We start from the raw sequence: 25,461 nt of genomic DNA, 5'->3' as shown, positions 1-25,461 counted from the left end.
GTACAAAAAAAGACTGATACTGGAGATATCATCTTTTAATGACCTGTTTAATCTCAGGTTTACATCAAGCCCAACTGGGATAGGATGCCCTGACCAGTCATTAGCTCAGTAGCTAGACCAATGACAAAACCTAGCATAGCCAAGCGACCATTCCAGTTCTCAGCGATCTGAGTAAAACCAAACTTTGCGTTCTCTTCAGTCATGATTCCAAGTCCTTCAAGCGAAACGTTAAGGTGGGTTACACCTTGTAACTAAATGTTAAACACTATTTTTTGAATCGGCAATGGGTGTTTGAAAAAACTTGGATAATACTTAAGTCAAGGGTTAGAGATGTTTGCCATGAACCATTGATTCGGTTCAATGGTCGGTTATCCGTTGGCGGCCACAAGAACGATTATGAGAATCAGGATTGCGATCGCGATCACTAGTGCCACTTTCCATGTTGCTATAGGACGATCGCCCATCACGTTGCCTGTTTGGGCATTGATCAACACCTGATAGGTTTTCCCCCCATAGCGATAGCTGGCCATCCACACGGGTAGCAAAATGTGTTTAAACGTTTCTTGAGAGTAGTCCGTCGATACTGAATGAATGCGTTGTTCATCGCCACCAATATCAGAGCGGATATCACTGCGGATAGGCTCTGTCATGATCGCCTTAGCGAGCTCAAACCCTTCTTTTACTGGAATTGCATACCGCTGTGCCTTAAAGCCTGCCAGGTACTCAGCGCTGTAGGGCTTGAGTTGGGATACTGCCAGGGTGGGCCATAGTTTCCGTAGTTTTTTGTCGCTAATGGCTTTAGTGGCTGGCACCAACACATCATCAAAAAACCTAGACACACGCCCTGAGGCTGAATACCAGCGGGTATGTTGAACTTGGCGAGTTTTAGTTTCTGACTCACCGTCAGCGTTGGTCGTCGTATAAGTCTCGGTTTCGTAGTAATGCTCGCCCCGTTCACCCCGATAGCGGCTGTTTGTTTGGGCATCATAGGTCCAAAACGGTAGATAAACGCCGGTTAACGCTTTATTTTGAGCTAGCTCCTTGAGCTTTCCAGGCAAGAATATGGCCTTCAGGTCTTTCCAATCCCAACGAAACGCTAGCCAGTCTCGTAGGTTTTTTAGGGCCACCTTGCGTCCCACGGTAAAGGGCACCAAACCCGATGGAGCCAGGGTGGGATCAGCCGCATGACTCTTCTGGGTAACAATGCTGGTGGCACAGAAGGGACATTTCCCCGCCACATCAGGTGGTTCAAAGGTAATGGTGGCTCGGCAGCCCGGACAATTAACTTCCTGGGCTGTGGTTGCTAACTGGGCAATGTGCGTGCGGTTTGTTTCAATGAATGCCGCTAAGTCATGTTCTTGTAATGTGGCACTGAGCTTCGTAGCCGTTACCTCTGGCATCGCTTCGGCGCGACCGCAGTAGGGACATTGAAGTTGCCCAAGATTGGGGTCAAAAGCCATGTCTGCCTTGCAGCCAGGGCATTTATATTGGTTAACGGAGGTTGTGGGCTCCATTGGGAAGTGGCGAATAGGGAGTAGGGAATTGGGAAAACGCTTTCGTGAAGTTATCTAGTAAGAAATTTGCTAACAAATTCTCCTCCTGGGAGAGTGCAGGGGGGTGTGCTCAGCCGTTATTGCTCAATGTCGATCACGTGTCGATCCAAGCTATTCCTTGGAAGCAATGTTCGCTTCATGGAGAGAATTTTTTGCCTGTTAAGAATCTGTAAGGGTCCCAGGAGAGGGCTTATGGGGTGAGGCTAAGCCCCCGGTGGCGGTGGTGGCACACTGCTCAACAATGCTTGTAACTCAGGTACCGTATTGGCCATTTGCCAGCCAGCCATGCCCTGTTTCCACACATTGGACTGAGCCGTTAATCCATTGGCCAGTAGCTGGTCTTGGGCATAAGGACCAAAATTTTGACCGTCTCGGGTGATATACCAGACAGCGGTTGGCATGGGTGGCGGTGGTGCAGCGGGGGCCGGTGGTGCAGCGGGGGCCGGTGCAGTTGGTGCAGCTGTAGCTCTTGGATTCATGGCATTGGCAATCTGCTGACCCATGGCGATGCCGACACCGAGGTCAAGGCCAGGGCTAGCTCCAGCCGGATTTTTAGCCGATTGCTCGATGGCATTAGCGGCCTGGTATTGGGTATATTGCTGCATGTTGCCCAAAATACCGATGGAGGCGCGCTTATCAAGGGCAGCTTCGACTTCGGGGGGGAGTGAAATATTCTCGATGAGTAACTGGCGTAACTCTAAGCCAAACTGCTCCATATTGGGCTGCATAGCTGCGCGCACTTGTTCGCCCATGGCCTGATAGTTGGCGGCCAGGTCAAATAACGGTGTTTGATCCTGACCGACCCAACTAGCAAAGGCTGACACGATCATGTTGCGTAAATGATCGCTGATTTCGTCAGTTTGGAAGAGGCCATCGGTGCTGATCAGCTGCTCTAGCAATGTGCGAGCATTATTGACCCGCATCGTATAGGTACCATAGGCTCTCAGACGCACTGGCCCCAACTCGGGATCACGGATAGTAATGGGATTAGCTGTACCCCATTTTAGGTTGGTAAAAATCTTGCTATTAAAAAAATAAACCTCAGCTTTAAATGGAGAGTTAAAGCCGTATTTCCAGCCCATCAGTGTCGTTAGGACGGGCATATTCTGGGTTTCTAGGCGGTAGCGGCCCGGCTCATAGATATCGGCGACCTGGCCTTCGCCCACTAGAATCGCAACTTGACCGGGACGGACTATCAGCTGCGCCCCCATTTTGATTTCATTCTGAAACCGTTCAAAGCGATAGGCAATAGTGTCTTGCGATGGATCGAGCCATTCGATAATGTCAATAAACTCGGCCCGAACTTTCTCAAATAAGCCCACTGTGCGCTCTCCGTAGCGAAGATGTATCTGTTCTATAAGAGTTACCCCAGCTTTCCCGGTAGCTTGGGTAATTTTGTTTAACTGTTATAGAAATCAATACACCTTCATTTGTTCCGGTTCCGTAAGTCACCAGAGCAGTGGGTTTTGAGGGCAGTTTTGAGGGCAGGCTATGGGATCGAGAATAAAGTTCACATCTGGATCCCATAGCCTGATTTCTATCTACGTGTTTTAAGCCCCCTTTTGTTCAACGCCGAAACCTACTAAGCCCAATGTTTCCAGGGGTTGACCTGTCGGTGGTCGCAGGTAGTTGAGAATGCGTCGAATCCGAGTTTGGGGATTGATTAGGGTAATGGAGTCGACTGAAACCACCCGAGTGTAATTGGTGGTCATCAACAGTTCGTTTGTGTTGGTGTCGAACCGAAAGTGGGAGATGATGGGACGGGCTTCTTCATAGGCGCGATCGCGAAGATAGTCGCCCTCTAAAATATGACCAGTTTCCGTGTGGGTGACAAAGAGCAAATTCAGACTTTGAGAAACCTTTTCGCCTTTTTCCGACACCGTATTAAAAGCAAGGCGAAAGCCCGGTAACGCATCTAGATCCTTAACGTCACTGTAGGCATTGTCAGACAGCACCTTAGTCTTAATCTCTGACGTGATTGGCGATACTTGAAAGTCAGTGTGGGAACGCTCTACTTCGTTTTGAGTGAGATAGTGATAAGTACGCTCTGTGGACCAACTACCAACACAGTGGTCAAAAAATGTATGAAAAACTGAGCGAAGCTCCATGGGGTTGCTCTTAAGAGGATTTTATCTTTTCATAATAAATGGCAAAGTCGAATCAATGCTTAGCCTGAGAGAATCCTTATGCTTGGTAGTCTGGATGTTCTCTGGATGTCATACGTCATCTGACCAGAAAACTGAGCCATGGGTATGTGACTTGTCTCTGTTGTCCGTGCTGACGCCTCTTCGTTAGAGAATTCAGCTACTAATCCCTGCTTATATGTCTCACCCAACCGATATTTGTACCTTGCTCAAGTGGATGGCTGCTGATTTTAGTAACCAGGCCCAAGCAATTGAAAATCCTCCCTTTTTTGCCCATATTCGGGTGTGTATGCGCCCGTTGCCATCAAACTTTTTGTCAGGGAATTGCTTGTATCTTGAGCAAGCATACGACTTCATGTTGGGGCAACCTTACCGGGTGCGAGTGCTGCGTTTCCTACCGCAGGACGATCACATTTTGCTTGAAAATTATTCCTTCAAAGATCAGGAGGCTGTTATCGGGGCAGGGCGAGACCTGGTGAAATTGGCTACATTAACGGCAGACCAGCTTGAAAAAATGACAGGTTGTGACATGACTGTACGCTGGACCGGCCATAGCTTTATTGGTAAAGTCGTGCCAGGCAAAAATTGCATAGTCGTCCGCCAGGGCAAGACTAGCTATCTAGATAACGAATTTGAGATTACTGACGATAAGCTCATCAGCTACGATCGAGGTCGTGACCCAGAGACCGATGAGTTACTGTGGGGCTCCATTGCCGGACCCTTTGAATTTGAGAAACGCCAGCGATTTGCTAATGAAGTAGTGGTTTAGGAAGAGGTCGCCCTACTTCACTGTAGTGGGTTGTTTAGCCAAGATAAATTCTAGAAAAGCGTAGGTTGTAGCCGTGTCAAATCGATAGGTTTTGCCTTCATAGTCAACAATGTATTCACCCTCAACTTCACCACAGGCCGTACAGGTAAATGCTTTGGAGGCCAGCGCATCCACACTGAGATCGCGAATACGTTTGGTGAGCCATTGGTTTAACTGGCTAAAGACTGGGGATTCTAGGCTAGCTTGACGCTGGGCTGCATTGTCCATGATAGATGTTCTGTGAGAGGGCACTGTCATTATGACTGGTGAAGCCTACCCAGTATCGATTTAATGCATAGCATCGACAAAGTCAGCATGTTGATCACGGGGGATAGGCCAGTCTTCGTTTTCACCGCCGATGTAGACGCGTTTGATCGCGATATAGTCTTTGTTGAACTGCTTTAGCGTATTGATCAACACATCCACGGCAATGGCATCCGTGGTGCCAAGATCAAACCAGCAGCGAGCCCAGGTGCCTTCGAATTGGACTTCAGACATATTGTGCATAACCGACATTAGGCTGTTTTCAGCACCATCGTTGTCGTAGTCCATGTAGCTGATTTCGTGGCCACCATCTTGAACTTGCAAGTTTTCAGCATTAAAGCCACCTAATTTGCCCAGGAAAAACCATGAGTCAAAAATTTCTTCGATATACTGTTGTTCCATGGCGGAGGGAACATTGTCGAGCTCTAGCCAAATCCACAAATTGAAGAAGTCGCACTCGCGAAAGCGAATTTCCATAGCGTCAGTTTCATGATTCTAGGTATATAGAATAGCAAGCTCTTTGAACCTCTACGTTTTTCCTAAATCCCTGCGAGGGGGAAACATTGGCTATAGTGTGAGATGGCCTTTCTTGTTGCCCTAATGCTCACCCTTGATAATGTTTCCTACCATCCGGCGGCTAGTGTAGCGCCTATTCTGAAGCATATTTCATTTACTCTAGAACCCCAAAAAATGGGGCTGATCGTGGGGCCAAGTGGTTCGGGAAAGAGCACGTTATTGGAAATTTTAGCGGGATTGGTGTCTCCGTCTAAGGGCACGCTGCATTGGCGCAATCAGGAACTTCAGCCGGAAACACTGCAACAGTTGGCCGGTTTAGTGTTTCAGTTTCCAGAGCGTCATTTTTGTGGGCACACCATCCTGGAAGAGTTGCGCATTGGTCATCCTGAACTCGGGTCTGAACCCGTTGCCAAGACCCTGGATTCAGTCGGTCTTGGTGAAATTGGGTTGCAGACTGCGCCCCATGCCCTCAGCGGTGGTCAGCAGCGTCGTTTGGCTTTAGCTGTACAGCTGATTCGACAGCCCTATTTGCTGTTGCTGGATGAGCCAACGGCTGGGCTGGATTGGTCGATGAAACAGCAACTCATTGGCTTACTGGCAGAGCTCAAAAAAAACTGGAGTTTGCTGGTGGTGTCCCACGATGCTAGTGATTTAGCCCATTTGGCAGATTACTGCTGGTCATTGCACAATGGAGAGCTGGTTAATCAGCCATTAGAGGCGGCTCCAGTTGCGTGAGTCGTTGGGTTGGGTAAACCCAATAAATTAGGGGAATCAGGGGAATCAGGGGAATCTAGGAATGACGGAAACCGTAGCCACATTACCCGGCAACGATAAGATATGGCAGGAAACATTGCAGTGGCAGCCCTCTGAGGCACAGCAGGCCTTGTTTGATCAGTTATATCGAGGCGTTGTTGAGGGTAATCGTCAGGTGAACCTGACGCGAATTACTGAGCCGGACGAGTTTTGGGAAAAACACTTGTGGGATTCCCTCAGCGCTTTGGCCCCGTGGTATGAGCCTGAAAAGCCGGACTGGTTGCCGACCGTAAAGCGGATAATTGACATTGGTACGGGGGGCGGATTTCCTGGAGTGCCGGTTGCGATCGCACGTCCCCGATGGCAAGTCACCCTTCTAGACTCCACCCGCAAAAAAATTGCCTTCCTGCAAACTTTGTGTGAACAACTGGGGTTAACTAATACAGCCTTTTTGACCGAGCGAGCAGAAACGGTGGGACGGGATCCGCATCATCGTGCCCAGTACGATTTGGCAATGGTGCGAGCAGTTGGTCCAGCCTCTACCTGTGCAGAATATGCGTTGCCGCTGCTCAAAAAAAGTGGGTTTGCCGTCCTATTTCGTGGTCAGTGGACTGCCGAAGAAGAGGAACTATTCATGGGAGCTTTGGACACCCTTGGTGGTGAGCTAGTAGCCATTTGTCCATGGGAAACACCGCTTACCCAAGGGCTGAGGCATTGCCTGTATATAAAAAAGGTTGAAAAGACCGATAAAGACTTTCCAAGACAGGTAGGAATGCCTGCAAAACAGCCGCTATAGGCCTTCAATCTGTCCGCCCTATAGCTCTCTCTCCAGTATGACTAGGTAAAGACAGGTTCAGGGCAACATGCCCACTGCCTATCTACTTACCAATTGCTTTGACCACAAGAATGCCGCCAAAGTACAAAAATAGAACCGCTCCGGCTAATAGGCTTTGAGTAATGGGGTCAGTGGAGGGGGTCAGAACCGCCCCAAGGACTACGGCCCCCAACAAAACAGCACGCCAACCCTTGAGCATAGTTGCGGAGTTGACAATTCCTAAGACTCCCAACATGAATTGGATTACGGGTATCTGGAAAGCTAAGCCAGTACTAAAGAGTAACAGCAGCACAAACTCAAAGTAACGGTCGATGGACCACAGCTGTTCAACAACGCCCTCGCCGTAGTTAATAAAGAAGTTTAGAGCGGCAGGAATTAGGGCAATGTAGGCAAAAAAGATGCCGACGACAAAAAGAACGCTAGAGCCTAGAACGATAGGACCTACCAGCCGCCGTTCTCGCCGGGTCAGTCCAGGTAGGACAAATAGGGCAATTTGATAAAGGATAAAGGGACTAGCAACTAAAATGCCGCTGTAGCCAGCTACCTTAATGGAGACAAAGAAGTACTCACCGGGGGAAAGCTGTAGAAATTTAGCTCCCTGGGCGGGAATCTCTAGAAGTTCGACAATGCGGTTAACAACACAAAAACAGCCGATAACACCGATCAAAACACTGATCAACGAATAAAAAATGCGCATCCGCAGCTCTTCGAGGTGGTCGAAGAGGGACATTTCTACCTCGTCAGGCATTTCGTCGAGGTGGTCAATCTGCTCAGTGGGCTCTACCGTCTCTAGGTTGGACGTCATGGGCTACAGTGCCAGTACTTTATGTAGATTGTTTTCTATTGTATCGCTGTGCTTGTACTGCGTCTGTGGGAATCCCCCGTGGAAGCTAACCGACAGAGGGTTGCTACGTTATTCTGCTGCGACCTCAAAGGTTAGGAACTCTGCGCCCCCCGGATTCCCAGCGGGTTTGGGCTCGCTACCGTTGGCAGAGATGAGGGCTGCACCAGCATTGCCGACATTCATCGTAATGGATGTTTGGCCTTCCCACGTTTCGCTAGTGCCAGGATCCATCAATCCTTCAAAAGCAAGTTCGCCATCAACCACAATGCTCATCCAAGAAGGGCCTGCTTCAGTGATTTCTACCTGGAGATTAACTGGGGCATCACTCGTTGCAGGTTCGGGATCTGGCTCGGAGTCTGGCACAGCTTCAATTTCGGGAGCGGTCTGGGCGATAATCTCTGGCTCAGTGGTGGTTGTTTCAGCTGTTTCCGGCTGTTGGTTAGAACCACCGCCAATGATTCTGGGGCCAATGAGTGCGATCGCACCCACTAGCACCGCCGCACCGATCCCCAAGGGCAACCAGTTAACGCCAGAAGACGTAGTATCGTTGACCAGACTAGACGCTATGGGCTCAGCAGGCTCAACCGGCATAGCGCCCACTGATGCAAGCTCTTCTGGTGCAGAGGGAGATGGTGGAGGGGCTGCTTTCGATAGAGATGGATCTGTCTCTTCTGGAGTTGGAGTAAATGGAGAACTTTGCAGCGGTTTAGAGTCTTGAGCTTGAGTCGCAATTCCATCGCCTAGGGTATTGTGCTTGATCCCCAATGATGCTAACTCGCTGTCATCCATGGGACCGGGATCTAAGGGGCCGGGATCTAAGGTGAAATCCTTAGGGGGACTGGTGACAGGAGGGGGACTGGTGACAGGCTGAGCAGGGGCAATTTCCTCGGCAGTGGCTTGTGCAGACGTCGCTTTTTCTGGCACCCCAACACTTCCCATCACAGGAGTGGGCTCACTCTTAATCGGTAGAGCGCCTATCTCTGGGCTAGGCTCTTTGGCTGCTGGAATTGGTGGCTTTTGGTCGATGTTCTGATAAGACATATCGACCTGGGCCGCTGGCCGAGGGACGGGCCGAGGGGTATTAGGGATGGAGTGAACTGGAAACTGCTTAGAAAAATTAGTTCCGTCTAACCCTAAGGCATCTGCATAACGACGGATAAAGCCTTGAACAAAAATTGGCTGAGGTAAATCGGAGGTATCACCGGTTTCTACGGCTTTGAGCAATTGAGCACGGATGTAAGTCTGTAGGGAGATATCTTCCAAGGATTTTCCCTGCTCCTGGCGCTTTTCTTGCAGGTAAGCGCCAAGTTGACTCAGTTGCTGCTTTTGAACGGTGCTATAGCTAGTCACGTTACTCTGCTAATTGTGATGAACGATGAGAGCCGATGCCTCAAATGAAGTGGACTATCCTAGGCCACAAGAGCCAGGCAGATTAACTGCACTAGCTAGGGTGCATTGTATCGGTGCAAGTACGAATGGGCTATAAAAATTGCGCATTTACACTAATGCATGATCCCAAGCGTTGGTTATCTAGGTGTCTGTCCCTATTTATCTGACCTATTGTATGGTCAACCGTTCGAATCGCATAGGGTTGTCAATACGAATGTAGTCTGGATGAATGGAATCTAGACAAATGTAGTCTGGACTACGGCGTAGCCTGTTGAGCAGTGTGCTGCGCCATTTGACGACTAATAGCCGGATTATACAGTCTTAAATAGTTCCAGTAGCCGCCAAACACAGCTTCCACGTAGCCTTTGGTTTCAGGAAATGGAATGTTGTCCACAAAGACATCGGGGTCGCCATATCCTCTGGCAATCCAGTCGGCCACAGCGCCAGGGCCAGCGTTATAGCTAGCCACAGCAAACATTGAATTATCGCTATATTCCCGATGGGTGTAGTCCAGGTACCAGGTGCCTAGTTTGATATTTTCACTAGGGGTTTTGAGTTGGGTATCCAGGTCGCTGTTATTTTCGCCGATTTGACTGACAATCCAATCAGCGGTGCTGGGGAGCACCTGCATCAGGCCAATGGCCCCGGCGACGGATTCGATGTTGGTCTCAAATCTAGATTCTTGGCGCATCAGGGCGGTGACTAGCAGCGGGTTCAGCTGACGCTGCTGGGACCAGGCTTGAATCAGGTCAGAAAACGGAAAGGGGTAAACCGTTTGCCAGTAGTTGGATGTATTCCTGAGCTGCTGATACTCGGTCTGTTCATCGGCCTGATTACGCCAGGCCAGACTGGTTAGCATAAAGATACCGTCGAGGTTGTCGCCCACCCCCACCCGCATAACGCCGTCGGTGAACTGTTCTGCCACCGTTGGGTCCTGGACGTTTTCAAATTCAGTTTGCCAGAGGCTCCAGGCGGCGGCATCTTGCCCCAGGCGGTATAGCAGTTGCAATGTTTCTGAGCCGGCAGGCAGGGGCTCTCGTTGTTGGGGCAGGCTGACTTCAGGGTTTAATGAACGGACGCTGTTAAAATCCCCCACATCCCAACCCAGCATGACGGCTGAACGCCAGGCAAAATAGGATTCTGGATATTGGGCTAGGGTGCGTTCATAGGCCTGTCGGGCCTGGTTATCTTGTCCTAATTTTTGAGCCCATTTCCCAGACCAGAAGCTGGCTTCAGCAGCCAGTTCACTTTGGGGGTTAGCCGTAATCAACTCTTCCGCCAGCTGACGGGCCGTGGCTGAGTCATTGGCTTTGGCGGCCTTATGGGCACGGCTGAGGCGTAATTCGGCAGCAGTTTCTGAGTCGCTGTACTGGCTGAGCACTGATGTGCGGGCGTCTTTGGCAGACGTAGGGCTATTCAGCTGGTCTAGAATGTTGGCTTTTTTGAGTAGTGCTTCGCCGGCTCGATCTGGGAAGGCTTTCATGGCCTGATCCAGCGGGGCAAGGGCTGCTTTATCGGGCAGAGAGTCTGCGAGCTTGATGAGTCCAAGACCGGTTTCAGGGGCATTGGGAAAGGTTTTGGTAAGCTTTTGATAGTTGGCGATCGCAACCACCCGTTTCTGAGCAATCTGAGCCCCCCGAGCTGCCCGATATAAGCTGGTAGGCGATGCAGGCGCTTTAGCATAGGCTTCAGAAGCCTTGGCATATTGCAGATTTTCCCAATAGCCAAACCCTACGGTTTGCCATTGGTCAGGTGTTAGTTCCTGGCCATATTCCTGCGTGAGTCGGTCAAGGCTGGCCTCATACTCCTCACGGTAGAGACCATGGGCTGCCACCAGCAGTAGCAAATCCTTGGACGTACCAGTTTTCAGCTTCTTTAGTGCTACCTCGACGGCTCGTGGGTGACTGGGGTGCTTTTCTAGCAATGCTTCCCACTCATTGGGATCCTGTTTACCCAGCTCATAGCGAGCCTCAGCCGTAGCACTGTGGGTGTCATAGTTACCCAAAAGCTCATTCCAGCTAGTGGGCGACTCCCCTGTCAATAGCTGTGCCTGTCCTCGTTTTAGCAGCACGTAGGGAGTCAGGGCAGACTGCTTATTTTTTTCCAGCTCTCCCAGGGTAGATAGTGCTTCAGCCGCCTGCCCTTGATTCAATAAATCCGTTGCCAGCAGATAGGTAGCCAGATAGGCATCACCATCTATCCCAGAGTCAATCAACTGCTGCAACATATCACGGCGCGTTTCCGCTGGTTGCAATGCCAGTTGAAACGTTTTGGCTGAGGCTGCCTGTTGCAGCTGGGCAGATTCTGTCGCTGGCTCAGTCGGCAACAATCGTTTCGTCGCCTGCCCAAAAAATACAATTAGGGCTAAACTTGCTAGACTAACTCCCCCCAACAGCAACAGGGGTAATCGCTCTTTTCCAAAATCTATGAGACGTTTTCCCATGGTGGATCAGCTCAATCAAAGGTACAGAAGACAGTCTAGAGAGTTCTTTGTAGCCAGGAACGGGAGTTTCTGGTAGAAGATACCCAAGGTTTTAAGGGGATACGGTTTAGAAAGTGCAAGGATGCGCTACCGTGCTCTCAAAGTGAACGAATATCGCCCCAAAATGTTCTATCTAAAAAACTATGAACATGATAAAGAGCCATATATGATATTCAGTCAATAAACACGCCGAAATCATTAGATACTAAGACGGGAATTAGCACTGAGATGGGAATGAAGTTTGTAGCATCAGATAAGTCTTGTTTAACGTGGTCAGGCGATTGCCTTGTTGTCGGTTTATCTGAAGAGTCATTGCCCCTGACAGGGCTGCTATCTGAGTTAAATAAGAGAGTATCTGGGCTGCTTCAAGAGCTCATCGACGAAACAGACTTTAAAGCAAAGGCCGGTAGTTCTGCTGTGATCCGCGTCGGTAATGACGTGCGTAAATTGGCCATTGTTGGTTTAGGTGCTTCTGAAGATCTAAAGCTAGAAAGTCTACGTCGTGCTGCCGCTACTGCTGCCAAGTTAGCTAAGCGTGAAAAGTGTGCATCCCTTGGTATTAGTTTCCCCATTTGGAACAACAGTCCGGAGCGAACGACCCAGACGATTGCTGAAGGTGTGACGTTGGCAATGCATGAGGATAAGCGGTTTAAGTCGGATACCGACGCTCCAAAGGTAGTGCTGAGCGATATTGCATTGCTAGATTTGGTAGGTTACGAAGCTGCTTTGGAGACAGCTGCCCATGTATGTGACGGTGTGATCCTTGCCCGTGAGCTAGTGGCTGCTCCTCCTAATGTAGTGACCCCGACTAGTATGGCCGAGACTGCTGCTGACATTGCTAAGGAGCATGGTTTGACGCTCAAGGTGTTAGAGCAGGCTGAGTGTGAAGATCTGGGTATGGGCGCTTACCTGGGGGTAGCCATGGCGTCGGAGATGCCGCCCAAGTTTATTCACTTAACCTATACCCCCGAAGGCACACCCAAGCGAAAATTAGCACTGATCGGCAAGGGGCTGACCTTTGACTCCGGTGGTCTAAATATTAAGGCTGGTGCAGGCAGCATGATCGAGTTGATGAAAATGGATATGGGTGGTGCTGCCGCAGTATTAGGTGCTGCTAAAGCCATTGCCCAAATCAAACCTGATGTAGAAGTGCACTTTATTAGCGCCGCTACTGAGAATATGATCAGCGGTCATGCGCTGCATCCAGGCGATATTTTGACGGCGTCTAATGGCAAAACCATTGAGGTGAATAACACGGATGCTGAGGGTCGTCTGACCCTGGCTGATGCCCTGGTCTATGCCGATAAGTTAGGTTTAGATGCCATGGTCGACCTGGCCACTTTGACGGGTGCTTGCATTGTGGCCCTGGGTAATGACCTGGCCGGTTTATTTAGTCCGGATGATGAACTCGCTGGAGCATTGGCTAACGCTTCTGAGGAAGCGGGTGAAAAACTCTGGCGCATGCCCATGGAAGAGAAATATTTTGATGGGCTTAAGTCAATTGTGGCGGATATGAAAAATACTGGCCCTCGCCCCGGTGGTTCTATTACCGCAGCTCTATTCCTTAAGCAGTTTGTCAAGAATACGGCATGGGCCCATTTGGATATTGCTGGCCCTGTATGGAGTGAAAAAGATAATGCGTACAATAACCCTGGTGCAACAGGGTACGGTGTACGCACATTGGTTCAATGGATTTTGGAAAGCAATTAGTAGAAGGCTGTAACAGGCGTTATCCATAACGCCTGTTACCCAACATCATTAGCTTGCTGCTTGGACGCTCATGGGCTTGTTATAGTTTTCTGCTTTGGCAGGTGGGCAATGTTGGGGCATTTGGCCAACCTGGTTAACTACGGCTGCGTGGGGGAGCAGCTCATCTTCGCTTTCACTAACCACCATCTCTTGGCGACAGCTGGGGCAGTACCAAAACATTCTGCTTTGGCTGATATGGCGCAACAGTGTGTCTTGGCAAAGACTGCAAAGAGCTCCATTGTTTGATGGAGGATTATTAAAAGAGTTTTTCATATGTCGTCGCATCGTCTCGATACGTCACTGACTATCACTACGATGCCCAGCCTTCTAAAAAATTGCTGTAACTTTGCATATATTTGTACAAAATTTAAAGAGTTTGCATTTCATAACATTTTGCTCTGATGTGCGCATAATGCGTTTAGGTATGTGATTTTGAGTGGTTTGGGCAGGGCAATTAGAATGGGTTGCCCAGGGCTGCGTCATGGTTTGCGAGATTATCAATGCCGCTTGACCGCGGTTGTCCTCAGCTGAAAACGTTGTATGTGGCAATGGCAGTGATTTGTATCACATGTTTGTGAATGGGATATTAATTGAATTTGGGTGTGTGGGTGATAATGGGGGTGCGATCGCAGGCATTAGCGATGGCCCAATAGCGATGGCCCAATTCTGTTTAGCATTTCCCATATATTTTTCAGGTGGTTTTCAGCTGACTCATACCTTGATCGATCCAGCCTAATCACAGTTAGTGGCCGATCAATAACTTTGATGTGCGTAATCAGGAGCAGTTAGACCTGCATCCGAAGGCGATTGTTAGCTATGTGTGGGAGCCGGATGGGGAAACGCCCCACAATCAGTTTTCGGGAGACAGTCTGCAGTTTGTGCATGATCAGGTGAAGCGGCAGGGTAGGCAAGAGGCTCAACTCTCTGGGCGTACTGTGCGAGCTCGGTGGGATGAGACGTTGGAGACGGTTATTATTGAGGAAATGGATGGGACGGTGATTCCGAGTTCGACGGCGTTTGCATTTGTTTATCCTGCTTTTTATGGTGAGTGATTGTGATTAAGGGCTTGCCTCAAGATTCTGTTGAAAAGTAGTATGTAGGGTGCTGTTAGTAGCGCACCTCATTTAACTCAACGCGGCGACACATCATTCAGTCGCAGCTCTAACTCTGGAAATGTCTGCGAGACAATTCTCTCACCCAGTCGAAACTGTTGTTGTTTATACTCATCATCGACCAACTGACACACCGTAATCGTCGGCTGTTGATGTGCTGCTTTAATCTCAAGACTATACTACATCTAGCTTTGTGACTAAATCTGGCTTTGTGGGTTCAGTTTTTTGGGTAAAGTCTAGTTTGCTTTACTCAGATACGCCTGAGCTTGTTGAATCAAAACTTGAGCATCTTTGCTTACCGTTGTTCCGGAGGGGACTTTTTCAAGGTTACTAATCACTTGATTTACAGCCGCTATGGTTCTCTCTGGACTTTGTTGTGCAGATAACTCAATCAGTTTGTTAATGTCTTTTTCTGCTGATTGGACTAACTTGACAGCTTTCTGTTGAGAGTTTTGCAGTTCTCTCACTTCCCCCAGATTAATCGTATACTGAGCCTTCAACGCTTGAGCTTTGACATAATCTGGCTCGTCAGACTGAATATTCTCCAATTCAGCCAGGGCCGCCTCCCATAGGGTGGCAATACGATCCCATTTTTCAGTACTGTGGGGTGGATTTTTCCCCTCTGAACTAGCTGCATCGGCAAACTGTTGGGCAGCGGCTAAAAGCGCATTGCTCTTACTCAGAACGGCTGTCTGTCCTGAGATGGCTTCATAGTCTCGTTTGTAGGCGGTTAATCTGGTGTTGGCCAGGCGACCGGCAAGGGTTTCTGACGGGATTTCACTTAGCTGATCCATCGATTGTTGCCAGTCTTTTAAAATGTCTTCTTGGGTAGCTGGATCGCTGGTTTCAAAACTGTTTCTAGCTTCAACCACCTGGTTAGAGGTGGTTTCTAAAACAGTTAATGCATTTTGTTCTTGAAAAATTTGGGCGTCCATTCTGCCGATCAGAGCGCGGGCGTCTTCAAACTCATCCAGGGTAAATTTCCAGCCACATCCAAATAAGCCGCAGTATCTTTTGGGGTAGTATCCCAGAAACCAGACGGGTAAGTTGTCGAGATGCTCTTGGGCCTGGGCTGCTTTTTCCGAACCCAGTTCAAAATCTTCTACTGTGGTGGCCTGGTTGATTAGCTGATCGGCTTGTTCGGTTTGGATGATGGCCTGGCGATAGTGGTGATCCATCTGCATAAAGCTGGGCAGCAGGATTATGGGAGCGACTTTTGCTATGGGCCAGCGAATCATGGGATAGGGCAGGTTCAAAAACCAGATGCTACCTGCGATCGCACCCACACCCAAAACTAATTTTCCAAATCGGTCTAATGTGAGAAGCATCATTTATTGGTGACTTAACATGTGCGGCCTTGCAACAAATGGCTTCACCCAATCCAATAGAACTTACGTGCTGAGATACGCGGGGATAACCGCACCTAAGAGAAACCATACAAATTACCCACACTCTGTAGAGTGCCCATGATCCAAATGCAGAGTGAGTTGGCTAGCCTGAACAACTGGAACCATGGGGAGTAGAGGAGTAATTATGTTTCAGTATAGTCATCTCATTAAACCCGTCCGTGCCTGCTATATAGGTTGGCTGAACGAAATCGTTGGCTGAGCGAAGTCGTTGGCTGAGCGAAGTCGAAGCCAACGACTTGATTCTAAACAATCCACCCCTTCGCCCGCTCCACTGCCCGCTTCCAGGTGGCAAAATTTTCCTGAGCTGCGGTTTTGCCTTCCCCAGGTTCAAAGGTTTTATCAATCTTCCGACTATTGACCAGCGTCGTATAGTCATCCCAGAAACCCACTGCCAGACCTGCGGCAAACGCAGATCCCTGAGCTGTCGCGTCCAACACTGCCGGACGCTCCACTGGAATACCCAATACATCCGCCTGATACTGCATCAAAAAGTCATTGTTGCAGGCACCGCCATCCACTTTGAGTGTGGTGATGGGTGTGCCACTATCATCATTAATGGCGGTTACTACCTCACGGGCCTGGTTGGCAATCGCTTCCAGCACTGACCGCACCATATGGGCCTTAGTCGCCCCTCGGGTAATGCCCAAAAACGCACCGCGAGCCCCCATATCCCAATGGGGTGCACCCAAACCACTCAGGGCAGGTACAAAATAAACGCCACCGTTATCGTTTACTGAAGTGGCTAGGGGCTCACTGTCTGCGGCGCTATCGATAATTTGTAGGCCGTCCCGCAACCACTGAATGCAGGCCCCGGCGGTAAACATGCTGCCCTCTAGGCCATAGCCCAGGTCATAGCTGCCGTCTGTCTTAGTGGTGGTCCAGCCGATGGTGGAGAGCAACTGGTTCTTGGACCGGACAATTTCTTGGCCAGTGTGAGCAACCAGAAAAGCTCCAGTGCCATAGGTGCACTTTAGTAAGCCGGGGCGATCGCAACCGTGGGCAAACAACGCCGCTTGCTGATCGCCCAAAAGTGCCGCAATCGGAATTTCCACACCCAGCAAACTGGGGTCAGTGTAGCCAAAAATTCCCTGGCTGGGTTTAATATCTGCCAGTAGCGATCGTGGCACTCCAAAAATATCCAACAGTTTGTCATCCCACTGCTGCTGTGCCAGATTCATCAGCAACGTACGACTGGCATTGCTATGGTCCGTCGCATGCACCTTGCCATCCGTTAGATTCCATAGCGCCCAGGTATCGATTGTGCCCGCTAGAACATTGTCTAGATTATCCGGCTGAACTTTATCCAGTAGCCACCGCAGCTTGGTACCCGAAAAATAGGCATCCAAAAATAGACCGCTGCGCTCATAAATCTCTGCCTTGTGGTCTGCTAGGGTGGCACACATATCTGCTGTGCGTCGATCCTGCCACACAATGGCCTTATGTAAGGGTTTACCCGTTGTCTTATTCCACAGCAAACAGGTCTCTCGCTGCACCGTTAGACCGATGGCCGCAATCTCACTGACATCAATATTTGCTTCGCCAATGGCTGTCTTTATGGCCCACTGCACCTGCTCCCAAATTTCTATGGCATCATGTTCCACCCAGCCTGGCTGTGGATAATACTGAGTCAGTTCCTTATAGGCCTGACCCACAATGTCGCCCGCTTTGTTAAACAAGATGGCGCGGTTGCCAGTGGTGCCCAGATCCAGGGCCATGACGTACTGTTTTGCCATTGACGATTCCTCTTGGAAATAGGGGGTGAATAATTAATGGGTATATCTGTAGGGTGGGCACAGCCCACCTGCTTGTCGATTACATCAGGTTCTCAAACAGTCCAATCAAATTGCCTTCAGGGTCCCGACAGTAGGCAATCTTGAGATTGAAATCACTGTTCTGCGTAGGTGGTTCATCAAAGTGAACGCCACCCTGCCGCAGCTGAGAATAGGTGCCATCCAAATCTGTGATGGTAAAAATTAGAACGGTTTTATCTTGGCTATCGACAGAAGTAGGCTTATCGCTAGTGTGGATAATGGACGCCATTTCCTCTTGATGAAACAGGGAAATGGTTTGACCTGCGGCCTCAAATTCAGCGTAGCTTGGGGTTTCTACGATCACTTTCAGGCCCAGTAAATCCCGATAAAACCTGCAACAGTTGGTAATATCTGACACCAGTAAGCGCGTAGACGCGGCTTTGACATCCATGGAAAACCGATCTAATTAAAGAACTCCACCTATTGTGTCGCGGGTTCTTTTTTCTGGAAAAAAACGAGGCAAGTCTTAGGGGAAATTAATAAAAGTTGGAGTTCGACTGAGCGTAGTTGTGGTGGAGGGAGCGTAGCCGAACCCCAAAAAAAAGAGGGTGCGTTGCCGCACTCCCCTTCAACGAAGTTTTTGAGTATTGATTTCTTTTAGCGCTCTTTCAAGTCTGAACGGATTTGACGTGTTTCGAGCAAACTAATTAGGTGCTTTGAAACGATTTAGAGGCAATGGGGTCAATGCCTGGTCCCTATGGGCGACCTAATAATTGTCTTGATCCAAGAGTTTAGACAACTGTCCGCGAATAGCATCTAGCTTCTTATCAACTTTTGGAACAGTAAGCAGTCTTACTTCCACTTCAGCAATGTTGTCAATGCGAGTGGTTTTTTCCCAAAGTTTACGTTCAACCTCAGACTCAGACTCGTAACGGAATGTAATGGTTGTGTCGGTTACCTCTAAAATTTCCACATTCTTGAACCAGCCATTGCTACTTTTGACATAAAGCCAAACACTGCTTTGGCCGACGAGTTCTTTGAGTTTTTTTTCCATATGGCAATTCCCCAGACACTGCACAGGTCTACGAAGAGATAATGCTGTCTTTTCTTAAGGTTGATTTTATATATCGTAGCACTTTGAAAAGTTATATGTAGACAAAAAAATAAATGTTCTATGATCTCTAAAATCCTTCTGGCGTAATTAATAGAGTGAGTTTCATTAATTGTTGTCAGGGAAAAACTACTGCTCCAGTACAGGCTGGGCATTACACAATTGTCTTTCAAGACTTATTGATTTCTTAAAGCTAGGGTGTTTATTTTTTCTGTTCAAAAAGAACACCCTGGCTATCCTTTAGGGGGAAGTGGCTCAAGTTCTTGAGATCGGTGTCGAGATTGAGATCGGGTGTTGCGATCGCAACCTGCCAATCCTCCATGTTTATGCCTAACCAATCCTCCAGTTTGATGGTCAGCGGCTTTCCTCCCATATGGGCCACCATCATAATTGGGGATGCCTCGGGTTCATCGGGATTGCGTCTGAGGCCATAAAAAACCGTACGCTGGTCGTCGCTAATGCGATTAAACCGATCATGGCCAGTCAAATTGTCCTGCAACCAGGGATAGCGGCGGCGATACTGTCTCAGGGCGAGGTGGAATTTGGCAATGCCTTGATCGATCTGCCCATAGGAACGGGAGACATTGCACAAATCATGGCCATCTTCCATAAAAGCCATGGCAAACCTTTTCAGTTTTGGGACATCTAAATTGGCTAAAAACTCCGCTAGAGAAGACTCGTTGAGCTCAGCCAAAGCAGGGAGTTCACAGCTTTCGGTACTGGGTCCCAGGCACTTACTGCAAATGGCAGCTACCTCTTGTAGGTTATAGTCCGTTGATACCATGGCTTCCTGTAGTGTGCGTGAAAAGTCCTGCAATTGCTGGAAATCACGAAATCCCATTTGCTTGAGCTGGGGATACACTTCTGGCAAATCGTACATATCGGGTTCGATTTGCCAGTCTAGAAAGCTGATTTCTTCTGAAACGACCTTGACCCCATATCGGTCATCGGTGTTTCTGAAAAACCCCCAGGGCGCACCTACGTTGGCATTGATAAAGTCCATGGGTAAGCCGGGACTAAAACCACATACCCATATCTGGGTGGCTGGGTTGTTATAGGCCTTGTGCAGAACATTCGGTAGGGTTTTGCCCAGATTCCAGTTGATCGGCTGGTCCGTTTTTACCTGGGTGCCACGCCGCACCGTGTCATGGTTGCCACAGCCTGTAATCCAACGGTTCCCTTGGAAAATGACTTCCCCCACCCGTCGCCATTTGCGGTCCCAAAATCCTTGTAGGGATGGGGTATTGTGAGCAAAAATCAGTGGTCCCCACTGAAATGATTCAGGTTTTTGCTCAATTAGCTCCCGGTATCGGGAAATTTCTTCCCAGCCTTCCTGGGGCCAGGGGCGGCCATCCTCAAAAATAGTGAACATCAACCGTCGATAGCCGTTGATGTCCTGCACGACATCGCTCATGGCCAACAGATAAGCATCATCCTGCTCGACTCGATCCGTGAGCGGGTTAAAGAAGCGAAAATCCTGGCCGCCATCTACGCGGATGCCGTCAGCCCCTGTATTGATTTTGCGTCGCTGCATCTCTAGCAAGATAGCCCTTACCTGGGGTAGCTGGTGGTTCAGATCTTGCCCATACATGTTGGGTCCTTTAAAGAACTGATGGGTCATGACCTCTAGGGCTTGGTTGTCGGCATGGCCATAGACCAAGTCATAGATCAGCTGAATTGGGCCTGTAGAAAAGTTGTGGAGTGTGGCAATAAAGTCGATCACCTCATCAGGCCTCAGGCTCCCTAAAACCGAGGGGTTAGTTGTGCCTGAGCCCAGCATGGGAACATCGTAGCCCCAATTTTGGGTGTCGGGCTTGCGTAAAACGGCCTGAGAGACCCTGGGGGAAAGGTCAGGGACAGAATTTTCTGCAAACGATGGATGGGGAGCTTCGTTTTTGTCTGGCAGAATCGCAAAAAACTCATAGTCTCCATGGGAGTCTTCGCGACGATACTCAATGGTGGGTACTACAGGCAGTAGCTGAATAGCATCGTAGCCTGCATAAACGGCCTCTTCAGCGGTGAGTTCTTCCCCAGCGGCAAGCTTGTCGGAGATCCGCTGGTAAATTGCCGTCAATCCCTCAAATGTGCCTTGGGGCGACGCCGTCTTGACGTGAATCTGCAAAATATTGGTGGGCGCACCGATGCGGGGAATGTCCGTGTCGCTATAGCTGCTGCCGGTACGGCGAAAATAGCTACGATCTGCTCGCTGCCGCTGTATTAAGCGCATATCGTACAGTTCTGCGGGGGCAAAGATACCGTAGGGCAGAGAATAGGCCAGCGGATCACGGATGATGTGTACTCTTCCATCCTGATCGGTATAGCGTAACCAGTAAAAACAGCCAGCGCGATCGCGACGTCCTGACCGCATGCCCTCGATTACGCCCCAAACAAATTCGCCCTGTTTGACTAGGGGGATTTGAACTCGATTAAACGTAACGGTTTGTTCTGTTGCTCGAAAGTTAATATTCTCTGTCGGTGTATAAATCTCCAGTACAATTCGGTCTTCTGACTGGATAATGTCCCCCGTTAGATCGGGGGTCCAAAAACCAACTTCAGTCAACCGATCAGCACGATAATGTGCGCCCAGACGTCGAGCAATTTTCTGAGCTTTTTCAAAAAATGTGGCTTCTGAACGTTGGATGCTTTCGGCCCACATCAGTAGGCTTTGGGTTTCATCTTCAACTAGTTGAATGTGTTTGGGGGCAGTTGCAATCACCGTATGTCTCGTTATTGAGGGGAGCGCAGTTTACTCGGATGTGGTTTAGCGGCGCTACATTAGCTCAGAATGTTGAAAACGCCCATAGTTCCCATCGATCAAAAGTAAGACGAAAATGTGTCCATGATTTACATCTCTAAACTGAGTGTAAGATCGATATCGAGTGAAAACATATTTATGGTTGACGTTGTTAAATTCGTTCCCGAAATGTTTTCCCTTACCCAATGCAGGGCTGAAAGGAGAATACCCGTTAAATTGCTAAATCAGGCTTAATACGGTAATGTAACTCTCTGTAAACCCTGATGTGTTGGTAAAAATCGTCGGCGGATTTTAAGTACTATTTCATGCAATTTTTTGGGGCTCAGCAGAGGCAGCTTGGTAAGTGAGCTGTCATTGCTGAGCTTTATTATGTTCGAGTTTCAAGCTTAATTGACCGCTGCTAATAAACTTGCAGGAGAAAATAACATGAAGTCTTCCTTGGTCATCCTATACCACCGTGAACCCTATGATGAGGTGAAGGAAAATGGCAAGATTTATTATCGAGAAAAAAAGAGTCCTAACGGTATTGTTCCTACCCTAAAGAGCTTTTTTGCTAATGCCGATCAGAGCACTTGGGTAGCGTGGAAACAAATTACTGAGGCTGAGCAAGAAGGATTTGTTGATCGAGTCACCATGGACGGGGGCAGCGATAGCTGTGTGGTGCGGCGGATCCCTCTTAATGCTGATCAGGTACGTAACTTTTATCACATCACCTCAAAAGAAGCCTTTTGGCCTATTTTGCACTCGTTCCCTGAGCACTTTACCTATGACAGCTCTGACTGGGAAAACTTCCAGAACATTAATCGGTTATTTGCCGAAGCGGCTTGCGAAGATGCAGCAGACGATGCGCTGATTTGGATTCACGATTACAACCTCTGGCTCACGCCCTATTACATCCGTCAGAAGATGCCCCATGTGAAGATTGCATTCTTCCATCACACGCCTTTCCCGGCAGCGGATGTGTTTAATATTCTCCACTGGCGAGATGCCATTATTGACAGCTTACTGTGCTGTGATTTGTGTGGTTTCCATATCCCTCGCTATGTGCAGAACTTTGTGTCGGCTGCCCGCAGCTGTCGTGATGTAGAAGTTGTAGAGCGCATCCCCGTACCAGAAGCCTTTACTAAGACAGGTACTGCCCTAGCCGAACCTGAAATGGTCACTAAGCTGCGCTACAACGGTCGCATTGTCACCATTGATGCATTCCCTGTGGGAACCAGTCCCCAAAAGATTCACGATGTGGTCATGCGCCCATCGATTCAAGAGCGGGTGAAGGTACTGCGTGCTGAGATTGGTGATAACAAGCTGATCATGTCCGCTGGGCGGGTTGATTATGTCAAAGGTGCTAAGGAAATGCTGGCCTGCTACGAACGGTTGTTAGCCAGACGCCCTGAGTTGATTGGCAAAGTCAACTTAATGATGACGGCGGTGAAGGCGGCCAAAGGGATGCGGGTTTATCGCATTGCTCAGGAGCAAATTGAACAAATGGTGGGCCAGATCAATGGTCGCTTTGGTTCCCTTAACTGGACGCCTGTGCAGCTCTTTACTGAGCCTTTGCCCTATGACGATTTGATGGCACTGTACAAAGCCGCAGATATTGCCTGGATCTGTCCGTTAAGAGATGGTTTGAACCTGGTCGCTAAGGAGTATGTAGCTGTTCATAACGGCGAAGACGGTGTCCTCATTTTGTCTGAGTTTACGGGGTCCGCTGTGGAGCTGCCTGATGCGCTACTCACCAACCCCTATTCCTCCACACGTATGGATGAGCGTATTGATGAAGCGCTGGCCATGTCTGATGAGGAACAGGCCGAGCGCATGAAGAAGCTCCACAAGGCTATTTGTCGTTATGACGTTCAGCAGTGGGCCAATCATCTATTTAGGGAAGCCAAAGCGACGGTAGCGATTGAGCCAGAGACGAAGGAGGTTGCTAGAGTTTAGGAAATTTGAAATTGTAGGGGTGTTCCATGGAACACCCCTACAATTTCAACCTCTTTCTAAAAAACTGTGCCATCTTGAAACATGGGGAATTCTAGTTCGTGATTTAATACTTTATTTCTCTATAGCTCGTTACTTTTGGTGGCAACTATGCCTGATTACTCAACGATAGAAGCGACGACCTACGATTTAATTGTGATTGGTGGTGGTATCAATGGAGTAGCCGTAGCCCGTGATGGTGCCTTACGTGGTTTAAAGACCATTTTGATTGAGAAAGGGGATTTTGGTGGCGGCACCACTAGTTGGTCAAGCCGCTTGGTTCATGGTGGTTTGCGCTATTTAGAGTATTTCGAATTTAACTTGGTACGGGAGTCACTGCGAGAGCGAGAAATCTTGCTGCGAACAGCCCCTCATTTGGTGAAGCCCATTCAAATGACAATTCCTATTTATGCCCAGGGGTCTCGTAGCTATTGGGAGATTCAGGCGGGGATGGTGCTGTACGATCTGCTGAGCTATGACAAGAGCTTGCCAAATCATCGGATGTTAGCGGCTCAAAAGTTACAGCAGCTATTTCGAGCAGTGGAGCCAGAGGGCTGTCGTGGTGCGGCCCAATATTATGATGCTCAAGTGGAATATGCTGAGCGGCTCTGTTTAGAAATTGTGCTATCGGCCCAGGAGGCCGGGGCTACCATGCTGAGCTATGTGACCGTAGCCCAGCTCCAACGGAAGGATCAGCGCATTTCGTCGCTGCTTTGTCGCGATACTGAAACCGGTGAAGCCTTCACAGTCCATGGTCATGATCAAACGGTGGTGATCAATACCTCTGGCCCTTGGGTTGATCAGGTTTGCCGCAGTGGAATTAAGGGTAATGCGCCTGCGCCTGTCGGTAAAAGTCGCAAAATTGGTGGCACACGGGGTAGCCATATCATCGTCGATAAATTCCCAGGGGCACCGGATGAAGCTCTTTATGTGGAAGCCCTTACCGATGGTCGACCTTTCTTTATTTTGCCGTGGTTAGGGATGTGTCTGATTGGCACCACGGATATTCGCTTTGAGGGCGATTTGGATAAGGTCCATGTCAGTAATGATGAAATCGATTACCTATTGAATGAGGCTAATCGGGTCATCCCCACAGCTCAGCTGACGCGGGAATCGGTGCAGTTTACCTATGCGGGTGTGCGCCCTTTGCCCTATAGCAAAGGCAAAAAGACTAGCAGTATTACCCGTAGCCATGTGCTATATGACCACACATCCGAAGGGGTGAATAACATGGTTTCCTTGATTGGTGGCAAGCTCACTACTCACCGTCAGGTGGGCGAGGAAATGGTGGATGCAGCGCTTAGAAAGCGATTGAAAAAGCAGAAGAAATCTGGCAGTCATTCAGTCACTAGACAGGCACCGCTACCCGGTGCAATTTCAACTAGCGAGGCTAAGACACTAATGACGACGGCCAATCGAGATGTGGTCGCTCATTTGTTATCGCTCTATGGTGCGCGAACGCCTCAGGTATTGGCCATCGTAGAAGAGTTTCCTGAACTGGTCGAGCCGATTGTGCCAGACCAGCCTGATATTAAGGCACAGATTGTCTACAGTGTGAGGTCAGAGATGGCTCGCACCTACCTAGATATTTGTCGACGGCGGACAGCTTTGTCGATGCGGAGTAACTATGGTTTTGATGTACTGCCTGTATTGGCGGATGTGTTGAAGCGCTACTGTGGTTGGTCGGAGGGTAAATGCGATCGCAACCTGATCGACTACTACACCTACATGCGCGACAACTGTATCCCCGACTATCAGCTAGACAAATACAGCCCTCCCATAGCTACGACCGTTGCTTAGATCAGTGATCGGTTCTGATATAGCCCTGCCATAGCTACGACCGTCGCTTAGGCTAGTTGTAGGTTCTTAGTGTTGAGTTTTGAATTGGGCAACTAACTCAAAACTCAACACTTAAAACTTAAAACTCTAGAGTAAAGGGAGCTTGTCTCGTGGTTACTTCATCTGCACCGTCTGAAACTCCAATTATTCCGCTCTCAGAAGCTTTAAAGCAG

22 protein-coding genes and 1 pseudogene are annotated in these 25,461 nt (G+C 49.1%); 8 read left to right on the top strand and 15 right to left on the bottom strand.

Features of this window, described 5'->3' with window-relative positions:
• Positions 1–59: 59 nt before the first annotated feature.
• From QGP82_RS20015 to QGP82_RS20000, 4 genes are all read right to left on the bottom strand, one after another.
• On the bottom strand, positions 60–203 hold the full coding sequence (locus QGP82_RS20015; protein WP_163670643.1) for a CAB/ELIP/HLIP family chlorophyll-binding protein: 144 nt from the start codon (positions 201–203) through the stop codon (positions 60–62).
• Between the two features lie 165 nt (positions 204–368).
• Positions 369–1,460: a hypothetical protein gene (locus tag QGP82_RS20010; RefSeq protein ID WP_499060774.1), complete on the bottom strand. Its 1,092-nt coding sequence runs from the start codon at positions 1,458–1,460 to the stop codon at positions 369–371.
• A 296-nt stretch (positions 1,461–1,756) separates the two neighbouring features.
• Entirely contained in the window at positions 1,757–2,875 is a 1,119-nt protein-coding gene (locus tag QGP82_RS20005) for an SPFH domain-containing protein (RefSeq protein ID WP_163696249.1), read from the bottom strand.
• 228 nt (positions 2,876–3,103) lie between these two features.
• Positions 3,104–3,661, bottom strand: coding sequence for a phycobiliprotein lyase (locus tag QGP82_RS20000; RefSeq protein ID WP_163670637.1), 558 nt, complete (start codon positions 3,659–3,661; stop codon positions 3,104–3,106).
• Positions 3,662–3,875: 214 nt separating this feature from the next.
• Here QGP82_RS20000 and QGP82_RS19995 point away from each other — a divergent pair, with 214 nt between their 5' ends.
• Positions 3,876–4,466 carry a chromophore lyase CpcT/CpeT gene (locus QGP82_RS19995; RefSeq protein ID WP_163670635.1) on the top strand — a complete coding sequence of 197 codons (591 nt, stop codon included), beginning with the start codon at positions 3,876–3,878 and terminating at the stop codon, positions 4,464–4,466.
• Between the two features lie 12 nt (positions 4,467–4,478).
• On the opposite strand, the gene QGP82_RS19990 is transcribed toward QGP82_RS19995, so the two are convergent.
• Both QGP82_RS19990 and QGP82_RS19985 read right to left on the bottom strand, forming a co-directional pair.
• Positions 4,479–4,763 carry a hypothetical protein gene (locus tag QGP82_RS19990; protein ID WP_499060773.1) on the bottom strand — a complete coding sequence of 95 codons (285 nt, stop codon included), beginning with the start codon at positions 4,761–4,763 and terminating at the stop codon, positions 4,479–4,481.
• Between the two features lie 30 nt (positions 4,764–4,793).
• Positions 4,794–5,246: a DUF3531 family protein gene (locus tag QGP82_RS19985; RefSeq protein WP_163696253.1), complete on the bottom strand. Its 453-nt coding sequence runs from the start codon at positions 5,244–5,246 to the stop codon at positions 4,794–4,796.
• A 123-nt stretch (positions 5,247–5,369) separates the two neighbouring features.
• On the opposite strand from QGP82_RS19985, the gene QGP82_RS19980 reads away from it, so the two are divergent.
• Both QGP82_RS19980 and rsmG read left to right on the top strand, forming a co-directional pair.
• Entirely contained in the window at positions 5,370–6,020 is a 651-nt protein-coding gene (locus tag QGP82_RS19980; protein WP_163671857.1) for an ABC transporter ATP-binding protein, read from the top strand.
• A 61-nt stretch (positions 6,021–6,081) separates the two neighbouring features.
• Positions 6,082–6,834: a 16S rRNA (guanine(527)-N(7))-methyltransferase RsmG gene (gene rsmG / locus QGP82_RS19975; RefSeq protein WP_163670632.1), complete on the top strand. Its 753-nt coding sequence runs from the start codon at positions 6,082–6,084 to the stop codon at positions 6,832–6,834.
• 82 nt (positions 6,835–6,916) lie between these two features.
• Here rsmG and tatC read toward each other — a convergent pair whose 3' ends face one another.
• The 3 genes from tatC to QGP82_RS19960 all read right to left on the bottom strand — a co-directional run bounded on the left by tatC (position 6,917) and on the right by QGP82_RS19960 (position 11,549).
• Positions 6,917–7,678, bottom strand: coding sequence for a twin-arginine translocase subunit TatC (tatC, locus tag QGP82_RS19970; RefSeq protein WP_163670630.1), 762 nt, complete (start codon positions 7,676–7,678; stop codon positions 6,917–6,919).
• A gap of 108 nt (positions 7,679–7,786) precedes the next feature.
• A complete protein-coding gene (locus QGP82_RS19965) occupies positions 7,787–9,067 on the bottom strand; it encodes a helix-turn-helix domain-containing protein (protein WP_499060772.1) in 1,281 nt (426 codons plus the stop codon).
• A 295-nt stretch (positions 9,068–9,362) separates the two neighbouring features.
• Positions 9,363–11,549, bottom strand: coding sequence for a lytic transglycosylase domain-containing protein (locus tag QGP82_RS19960; RefSeq protein WP_499060771.1), 2,187 nt, complete (start codon positions 11,547–11,549; stop codon positions 9,363–9,365).
• 273 nt (positions 11,550–11,822) lie between these two features.
• Here QGP82_RS19960 and QGP82_RS19955 point away from each other — a divergent pair, with 273 nt between their 5' ends.
• Positions 11,823–13,298, top strand: a complete 1,476-nt coding sequence (locus QGP82_RS19955) for a leucyl aminopeptidase (RefSeq protein WP_499060769.1) — start codon at positions 11,823–11,825, stop codon at positions 13,296–13,298.
• 48 nt (positions 13,299–13,346) lie between these two features.
• Here QGP82_RS19955 and QGP82_RS19950 read toward each other — a convergent pair whose 3' ends face one another.
• The gene (locus QGP82_RS19950) at positions 13,347–13,610 is read right to left on the bottom strand and encodes a hypothetical protein (RefSeq protein WP_163661795.1); all 264 of its coding nucleotides are present in this window, start codon (positions 13,608–13,610) and stop codon (positions 13,347–13,349) included.
• Between the two features lie 244 nt (positions 13,611–13,854).
• Between QGP82_RS19950 and QGP82_RS19945 the strand changes: the two genes are divergently transcribed.
• Together QGP82_RS19945 and QGP82_RS19940 are read left to right on the top strand one after the other, a co-directional pair.
• Complete coding sequence (locus tag QGP82_RS19945) at positions 13,855–14,073, top strand: hypothetical protein (RefSeq protein ID WP_499060768.1); 219 nt, start codon at positions 13,855–13,857, stop codon at positions 14,071–14,073.
• 25 nt (positions 14,074–14,098) lie between these two features.
• A pseudogene (locus tag QGP82_RS19940) lies at positions 14,099–14,389 on the top strand (DUF3179 domain-containing protein); the annotation flags it as partial.
• 296 nt (positions 14,390–14,685) lie between these two features.
• Here QGP82_RS19940 and QGP82_RS19935 read toward each other — a convergent pair.
• The 5 genes from QGP82_RS19935 to gghA all read right to left on the bottom strand — a co-directional run bounded on the left by QGP82_RS19935 (position 14,686) and on the right by gghA (position 21,376).
• Positions 14,686–15,780, bottom strand: a complete 1,095-nt coding sequence (locus QGP82_RS19935; protein ID WP_499060767.1) for a hypothetical protein — start codon at positions 15,778–15,780, stop codon at positions 14,686–14,688.
• Between the two features lie 320 nt (positions 15,781–16,100).
• On the bottom strand, positions 16,101–17,591 hold the full coding sequence (gene glpK / locus QGP82_RS19930; protein ID WP_458789461.1) for a glycerol kinase GlpK: 1,491 nt from the start codon (positions 17,589–17,591) through the stop codon (positions 16,101–16,103).
• Between the two features lie 79 nt (positions 17,592–17,670).
• Positions 17,671–18,060 (bottom strand): VOC family protein, encoded by a 390-nt coding sequence (locus tag QGP82_RS19925; RefSeq protein ID WP_006515683.1) that lies wholly within the window; start codon positions 18,058–18,060, stop codon positions 17,671–17,673.
• Positions 18,061–18,375: 315 nt separating this feature from the next.
• Complete coding sequence (locus tag QGP82_RS19920; RefSeq protein WP_006515682.1) at positions 18,376–18,663, bottom strand: DUF6679 family protein; 288 nt, start codon at positions 18,661–18,663, stop codon at positions 18,376–18,378.
• Positions 18,664–18,922: 259 nt separating this feature from the next.
• Positions 18,923–21,376, bottom strand: coding sequence for a glucosylglycerol hydrolase (gene gghA, locus QGP82_RS19915; RefSeq protein WP_499060795.1), 2,454 nt, complete (start codon positions 21,374–21,376; stop codon positions 18,923–18,925).
• Between the two features lie 525 nt (positions 21,377–21,901).
• Between gghA and ggpS the strand changes: the two genes are divergently transcribed.
• On the top strand, positions 21,902–23,413 hold the full coding sequence (ggpS, locus tag QGP82_RS19910; protein ID WP_163670614.1) for a glucosylglycerol-phosphate synthase: 1,512 nt from the start codon (positions 21,902–21,904) through the stop codon (positions 23,411–23,413).
• Positions 23,414–23,560: 147 nt separating this feature from the next.
• Positions 23,561–25,249 (top strand): glycerol-3-phosphate dehydrogenase/oxidase, encoded by a 1,689-nt coding sequence (locus QGP82_RS19905; protein WP_163670612.1) that lies wholly within the window; start codon positions 23,561–23,563, stop codon positions 25,247–25,249.
• Positions 25,250–25,461: the final 212 nt, after the last annotated feature.

Origin of the sequence: Leptothoe sp. LEGE 181152, assembly GCF_032906605.1 — a bacterium.
Taxonomy (GTDB): Bacteria; Cyanobacteriota; Cyanobacteriia; order Phormidesmidales; family Phormidesmidaceae; genus Leptothoe; species Leptothoe turfae.
Note: the sequence above shows the minus strand (reverse complement) of the source record. Positions and strands in the feature narration are given on the sequence as shown.